The 6,937-nt window shown below is 70.3% G+C and carries 5 protein-coding genes and 1 pseudogene; 3 read left to right on the forward strand and 3 right to left on the reverse strand.

The window, feature by feature from the left end:
- Positions 1 to 478: 478 nt before the first annotated feature.
- Positions 479 to 1,483: a zinc-binding metallopeptidase family protein gene (locus CA982_RS24310; RefSeq protein ID WP_086537695.1), complete on the reverse strand. Its 1,005-nt coding sequence runs from the start codon at positions 1,481 to 1,483 to the stop codon at positions 479 to 481.
- A 37-nt stretch (positions 1,484 to 1,520) separates the two neighbouring features.
- Between CA982_RS24310 and CA982_RS24315 the strand changes: the two genes are divergently transcribed.
- A complete protein-coding gene (locus CA982_RS24315; protein WP_208618096.1) occupies positions 1,521 to 2,516 on the forward strand; it encodes an SURF1 family cytochrome oxidase biogenesis protein in 996 nt (331 codons plus the stop codon).
- On the opposite strand, the gene CA982_RS24320 is transcribed toward CA982_RS24315, so the two are convergent.
- Positions 2,494 to 3,444, reverse strand: a complete 951-nt coding sequence (locus tag CA982_RS24320; RefSeq protein WP_086537697.1) for a cobalamin biosynthesis protein — start codon at positions 3,442 to 3,444, stop codon at positions 2,494 to 2,496. The genes CA982_RS24315 and CA982_RS24320 overlap by 23 nt on opposite strands.
- Positions 3,445 to 3,691: 247 nt before the next feature.
- On the opposite strand from CA982_RS24320, the gene CA982_RS24330 reads away from it, so the two are divergent.
- Positions 3,692 to 4,501 carry a spermidine synthase gene (locus tag CA982_RS24330; RefSeq protein ID WP_086537699.1) on the forward strand — a complete coding sequence of 270 codons (810 nt, stop codon included), beginning with the start codon at positions 3,692 to 3,694 and terminating at the stop codon, positions 4,499 to 4,501.
- 87 nt (positions 4,502 to 4,588) lie between these two features.
- Positions 4,589 to 6,604, forward strand: coding sequence for a protein kinase domain-containing protein (locus CA982_RS24335; protein ID WP_086537700.1), 2,016 nt, complete (start codon positions 4,589 to 4,591; stop codon positions 6,602 to 6,604).
- 100 nt (positions 6,605 to 6,704) lie between these two features.
- Here the strand turns inward: CA982_RS24335 and CA982_RS24340 are convergent.
- Positions 6,705 to 6,937 (reverse strand): annotated as a pseudogene (locus CA982_RS24340) (IS110 family transposase); the annotation flags it as partial.

Consider the following 6,937-nt stretch of genomic DNA (forward strand, 5'->3'; position numbering starts at 1 on the left):
CGCGTCTCCTCAGCGCTGGGCCTGACGCACGAACGACGCGCCCGCACTGCTCCCAGTGGTGCGAAACGGTGCGCCCACACTGCTCCCTGCACCGCGAACGGTGCGCCCACACTGCTCCCTGCACTGCGAACGGTGCGCCCACACTGCTCCCTGCAGTGCGTACGGCGCGCCCGCACTGGTCCCTGAGGTGCGAGCGAAGCGAGCCTCGAAGGGTCTCGGGGCCCGCGGCTACCGCTCCTCGCACCTCGGTATCTGCGGACTGGCGGCCGTCGTGGACCACTGAAGAACTCCGCTCCCTGAGGAGGCCGGAGCCTGCGGAGGCCGTCACGAAGGGTCGTGGCGAGGCGCGTCGCCAACCCTTCGTGACGCGTCCTCCGCACGCTCCGGGCGCTCCTCAGGGAGCGGTGGATCAGCAGGTCTCTCGGCCTCGGGACCAGGGGCTGTGCGGTTCTTTCGGATCAGCGACCAATGGTGAGGCTCAGGCCGCCGGGGCCACCAGATTGTGCACGAAGCGGATCTTGGTCAGAACCTTCTCGGGCAGCACGAACGGATAGAGGTCGGGGTGCCCCATCGATCGGTTGATCTGGTTGAGCGCCCAGGTCAGCGGTAACCACTCACCGAGGACCCGGTCGAAGCCGACATCACCGGGCGGCACCCCGTCGAACGTCGTGCCGGCGGGCGCCATCGCGAACGCCGCCGCCGTGTCGAGGGTGTCGCGGATGTGCAGGTAGTGCGCGAAGGTCTCGGCGAAGTCCTCGGCCGGGTGCATCGTCGCGTACGACGACACGAAGTCCTGCTGCCAGCCTTCGGGAGCGCCCTCGCTGTAGTGGCGGTCCAGAGCTGCCTGGTAGTCCTCGTCGGGGTTCCCGAACAACTCCTCGAAGCCCGGGCGACGGTCGTCGGTGATGAGGACGAGCTGGTAATAGTGACCGATCTCATGTCGGAAGTGCCCGAGGACGGTTCGATACGGCTCGGCGAGTTCGACGCGCATCTGTTCGCGGTGAACGTCGTCCCCCTCGGCCAGGTCGAGGGTGATGACCCCGTTGGCGTGGCCGGTGATGACCGATTGCTGAGCGCTGGAGAGCAGGTCGAAGGCCAGTCCGGATTGCGGATTCTCCTCCCGCGTCTCGATCGGGAGCTTGAGCTCGTCGAGCTCCAGGACGAGGCGTCGCTTGGCTGTCTCGGTCTGGCCGAAGATGGCCAGCGCCTCGGTGTCGTCGTCGCCGGGCCGGGTGCGGGTGAGCCGGCACGACTCGCACATGGTCGGTTTGCCGCTCCATTTCACCAGCCAGTTGCATTGCGCGACTTTGGTGTTGGCGCAGCGTTCGAGCAGCACACCGTCCACCTCCGCGCGCGCCTTGTCGTCGAGGACATGGATCGACCGGGTCTTCAGCCAGAAGCCGAGCGGGCTCCGGCAGTTCAGACACAGACTGTTCTCGAAGGAGAGACGCTGACCGCACTTCAAGCAGAGGAAGTCTCGCATTTCGATCAGGCTACCCCCGCTCGGTAGCCTGGGCGGTGTGCACGTACTGCGAACGATCCTCCGGCCTGGGTGGATTGCGCTCGGTCTCGTGGTCGCGGCGTTCGCGGTGGCCTGCTTCACCCTGCTCGCACCCTGGCAGCTGGGCAAGAACTCCGACACCGAACGCCGCAACGACCTGATCCGCACCGCCACGTCGATCGAGACGGCCCCGCTGGCCGAGGTCGCGCCGTCGTCGACCTTCGTGCCGTCCTCGGAGTGGCGATCGGTCGCGGTGACCGGCCGTTATCTGACGGACCGGCAGGCCCTGGTCCGGCTCCGCAACATCGACCAGCGACCCGCCGTGGAGGTGCTCACCCCGTTCGCGGTCAGCGGATCCGACCGGGTGATCCTCGTCAACCGCGGGTACGTACGACCGGTCGAGGGCGCAGTCCCCGACATCCCCGCACCTCCGGCAGGCGAGCAGACCGTCGACGGTCGGATCCGGGCAGCCGAGAGCGTGAGTACCGACCGCGGCACGCGCATCGAGAACGGCGCGCTGACCGTCGCGACAATCAATCCGGGCCTGGTGTCCGCCGCGACCTCGACCCCGATGGACGACTTCTATCTACAGCTCTCCCCCGACCAACCGGGTTCACTCGGAGAGATCTCGCTGCCACAGCTCGACACCGGGCCGTACCTGTCCTACGGCCTGCAATGGCTGGCGTTCGGTGTGATGGCCCCCCTCGGCGTCGGCTACTTCCTGTTCACCGAGATCCGGGCCCGACGCCGGGCCGCCGCCGAGGCATCGGCGTCGGCGGACCCGGCCGCGACCACCCCGGCCGGAGCCGACTCCGAGCCCTCATCCGAACCCGCGATCGCTCCCGGCCCCGCGGCCGAGTCGCGGGCGCAGCGCCGGCAGCACCGACGTGATGAGCTCCGCGCAGCCGCCGGCACCACGGTGACCCAGCAGGTCGGCGACATCGGTCACGGCCGGCGCAACGTCGACGAGTCGCGCGACGTCCGCGACAAGCTCACCCGGCGATACGGCGGCTGAGCCGACGCACCGCGACGGTGACGCCCGGTCGTGCAAGGGCCACGGCCACGCAGGTCAGTACCGTCGCGCGCTGCACGCGGCGTGACAGATTCACCGCGGCACGGAGATCCGCCGGTCCCGGCGCCGGTCCGGAACCGAGTGTCGGACGCACCTCGACTCCGTGCGGGTACACCGTCCGTCCGCCGAGCTGCACCCCCAGGGCGCCCGCGAACCCGGCTTCGACGACCCCCGCGTTCGGGCTCGGATGGGCACCGCTGTCCCGCCGCCAGGCAGCGATGGTCCGACGCGGCGCACCGCCGAGCGTCACGAGCAACGAACCGGCCAGCCGCGCCGGCAGCAGGTTCGCGAGGTCGTCCAGGCGCGCAGCCGCCCAGCCGAAGTTCCGGTAGCGCTGGTTGCGATAGCCGACCATCGCGTCGAGCGTGTTCACCGCCCGGTATCCCAGCACGCCGGGGACACCGGCGACGGCACCCCACACCAGGGGGCCGACCGTTGCGTCGGACGTGTTCTCCGCGATCGACTCGAGAGCGGCGCGGCACAGGCCCGCCTCGTCGAGCGACTCCGGGTCGCGGCCGCAGAGACTCGGGATGAGCGCCCGTGCGGCGTCGATGTCGCCGGCCTCGAGAGCCTCCGCGACAGCGGAGCCGACCCGGCACAGCGAGGTGCCGCCCAGGGCCACCCACGTCGCCGCGGCGGTCACCGCCACCCCGGCCATGCCCGTCGGGCGTCGATCCGCCACCGCCCCCAGAACCACCACCGACCCCACCATCACCCCGACCAGACCCGCACCAGCGCTTCGCGAATCCCGGTGGAGACGCCGCTCCACCGCGCCGGTCAGCCGACCGAACCCGGCCACCGGATGACCATGCGACGGATCACCGAACACCTCGTCGAGCACGAAGCCGACCAGCATCCCGGCCGCGGTCACGGCGCTGCGTCGACGATCGAGGCTCGGACGGGGAACACACGGCGGTCTGGGCACCGCGCGATGGTATCGACCCGGGCTCGTGATCGAACGACCCGCTCGCTTCGCTCCCGGCGCCGGGGATACTCGGCCCGCTCGCTTCGCTCCCGGCGCCGAGCTTATTCGGCCCGCTCGCTTCGCTCCCGGCGCCGAGGTTATTCGGCCCGCTCGCTTCGCTCCCGGCGCCGAGGGCGTGCCAGACTTGACCCCCGTGGCCCGGACAACCGCACACCCGACACCCGGTCGGTACGACATCGACACCGGCGTCGCCGAGTTGAGCCCGGACACGATCGCGGGCGGGTGGCTGCTCACGATCAACGGAGCCCACAGTTCACACATCCACCCGGACGACCCCACGGCGCTCGACTTCGAGTACCTCCGCCAGATGGCCGCCGTCATCGAGGAACGTCACCCCGACACCGGCCGCCTGCGGGTGCTCCATCTCGGCGGCGCGGCCTGTGCGCTGGCACGCCACCTCGACCACCGCTATCCGGACGCCCGTCAGGTGGCCGTCGAGATCGACGCCGAACTCGCACGCCTCGTCCGGGAATGGTTCGACCTCCCCCGCGCGCCGAAGCTGCGCATCCGCGTCGGCGATGCCCGGCAGGTCGTCGAGTCGCTCCAGCCCGGCACACGCGACGTCGTCGTGCGCGACGCCTTCACCGGTGACCGCACCCCGCGGCATCTGACGACCACGCAGTTCACCGAGCGCGTCCGCGACGTCCTCACCCCCGGTGGCCTGTACCTGGCCAACTGCGGCGACAGCCGTGACCTCGCCGGCGCCCGCGCCGAAGCCGCGACCGTCGGAGCCGTGTTCGCGCACCTGGCGCTCATCGCCGACGCCGCGATGTTCAAAGGCCGCCGGACCGGCAACATCGTGATCGCGGGCAGCGACACCCCGCTCGAACCCTCGGCGACGCTCGTCCGCACCCTGCTCAGTGACCCGCTGCCGGCCCAGATCCTGTCCGGGCACCGGGCACGGGAGTTCGCCCGCGGCGAGGCCCTCACCGACGACGCGTGACGCCGGCGTCACGAGACACACTGCGCGTCGATCTCGGTCGATTGGATAGGGTTGACGCGATCCCGACGCCGAGGAACCGAGGATGACGTGAGCGATCCATCGTCGCGGGCGGGTACGACGCTGGGCCCGTACCGCATCGACAGACTCCTGGGTCGCGGCGGCATGGGTGAGGTGTACGAGGCCTACGACACCGTGCGTGAACGCCGGGTCGCGTTGAAACTACTGCCCCCACATTTGGTGCACGACAATGACTTCCGCGAACGCTTCGAGCGTGAGTCGAAGACGGCGGCGAAACTCTCCGACCCGCACGTCATCCCGATCCACGACTGGGGTGAGAAGGACGGCGTCCTGTTCATCGACATGCGGCTCGTCGACGGGCAGGACCTGCGCAAACTGCTCGCCGAGGGCCCGATGCCGGCCGCCCGGGCCGTCGCGATCCTCGGGCAGATCGCATCCGCGCTCGACGCCGCGCACCGCGGCGGACTCGTCCATCGAGACATCAAGCCGGACAACATCCTCGTCGACGCCGACGACTTCGCCTACCTCGTCGACTTCGGGATCGCCCAGGGCACCACGGACAGCCGGCTCACCCAGATCGGGACCGCCCTCGGGACGCTCGCGTACATGGCCCCGGAGCGGTTCGGCGACGAACCCGCCGGTCCGAGCTCGGACAACTACGCACTCGCCTGCGTGCTCTACGAATGCGTCACCGGTCAGACGCCGTACCCGGCGAAGACCGACCAGGGTCTGATGACCGCGCACATCACCAAGGAACCACCGACGATGGGCGGTCCGCTCGACCCGGTGATCGCACGCGGACTCGCCAAGGATCCGGCACAGCGGTACCCGACGGCACGCGAACTGCTGCGCGCGGCGTCGACCGCGCTCACCGACCCACCCCCGTCGTCGGCGCCGCCCACGGTGACGCCTCGCATCGTGACGCCGCCCCCGATGGCCTCACCTCCGGCGGCCCCGCCCACCTACGCACCGGGCGGGTCCGGCTCGGACGCCTTCGGCAAGCCCGGCGGGCCGGTTCCGTCGGATCGCACGATCATCTCGCCCGGCACACCCCCAGCGGGCCAGGCCGGCGGCCACGGGTTCACCTCGCCGCCGGGACATTCCGGCCCGCAGGGTCACTCGGGTCCCCAGCAGTTCTCGGGCCCCCAGCGGTCCTCCGGTCCTCAGCAGTTCCCGGGTCCCCAACAGTTCTCGAGTCCTCAACAGTTCTCGGGTCCTCAACAGTTCTCGAGTCCTCGACAGTTCTCGGGTCCCCAGCAGTTCGCCGGCGGCCGTCAGTTCTCCGGGCCGACCCAGTGGGGCGGCGCGACACCCCCGCCGCAGAAGTCGAACACCGGACGGAACATCGCCATCGCGGCGGGAGTCGGGCTGGTGGTCATCGCACTGGTGGTGACCGGCATCGTCGTGGTCCTGTCGGGCTCCGGCGGCGACGACCCGGCCACGCCGGGCACGTCGACCAGCGCAGCTCCGGCGGGCACCGTGACCTGCGACTATCCGCAGCGCACGGCAGTCGGCGGCATCACCGAGCCCGCACCGGCCGCGAGCCAGCCGAACACCGGAACGGTGGAGGCGCAGATCCCGATCGCGGGCCAGGGCACGATCAATCTGACGCTCGACCGCGCGGAGGCGCCCTGCAACGTCGGGGCGATGGTGTCGCTGATCAAGTCCGGCTTCTACGACAACAGCAAGTGTCACCGCGCGTCGCGGCAGTACCTCATCTGCGGCTCCTCGGGCGGCCGGGAGGGCACCAATCCGGGCTGGACCAGCCCGGACGAGCTCCCCGAGAACCTGCCGTCGGCGGGCACCGACGACGACGGGGTACCGCAGGTCACCTATCCCCGCGGCACCGTCGGCATCCTCGACCTGCCCGACGACGAGGGCGCGACCGGGTCGACCACGTTCTTCCTGCTCGCCGACGACACCCGCCTCCCGCTGACCTATTCGATCGCCGGCACCATCGATCCGTCCGGATTGGCCGTCCTCGACAAGGTCCTGGCCGGCGGGTTCACCCCGAACCGGCCCGGGGCGGCGTCGGGCCCGCCGAACCAGAACCTGCTGATCCAGAAGGCCACCGTCAGCGAGTAGCGCGACGAGCAACCGCGTTCCGGTTGCTCACTCCGCTCCCTGAGGAGCGCCCGGAGCTTGCGGAGGGCGCGTCACGAAGACATCCCAGGGGTGCAAGGTGTCAAGCGGCGAGGTTGGTGCGGTGGTGCCAGGCGGTGTGTTCGTTGTAGAGGGTTCGGTGGGTGAGGCAGCCGTGGAGGATGCCGACGAGCCGGTTGGCGACCGCGCGTAGTGCTTGGGTGTGGGACTTCTTCTGGTCGCGGAGATTGTCGTAGTAGGCGCGGGCGCCGGGGCTACCGGTCAGCGCGCCTTGGGCCATGCACGTGGCGGCGGCGTTGAGTCGGGTGTTGCGGA

Source organism: Gordonia lacunae, from assembly GCF_002149015.1.
In the GTDB taxonomy this organism is placed as follows: domain Bacteria; phylum Actinomycetota; class Actinomycetes; order Mycobacteriales; family Mycobacteriaceae; genus Gordonia; species Gordonia lacunae.

Coding starts and splice junctions, on each gene's coding strand:
- CA982_RS24310 (WP_086537695.1), bottom strand. CDS start 1,483: ATGCGAGACTTCCTCTGCTTGAAGTGCGGTCAGCGTCTCTCCTTCGAG.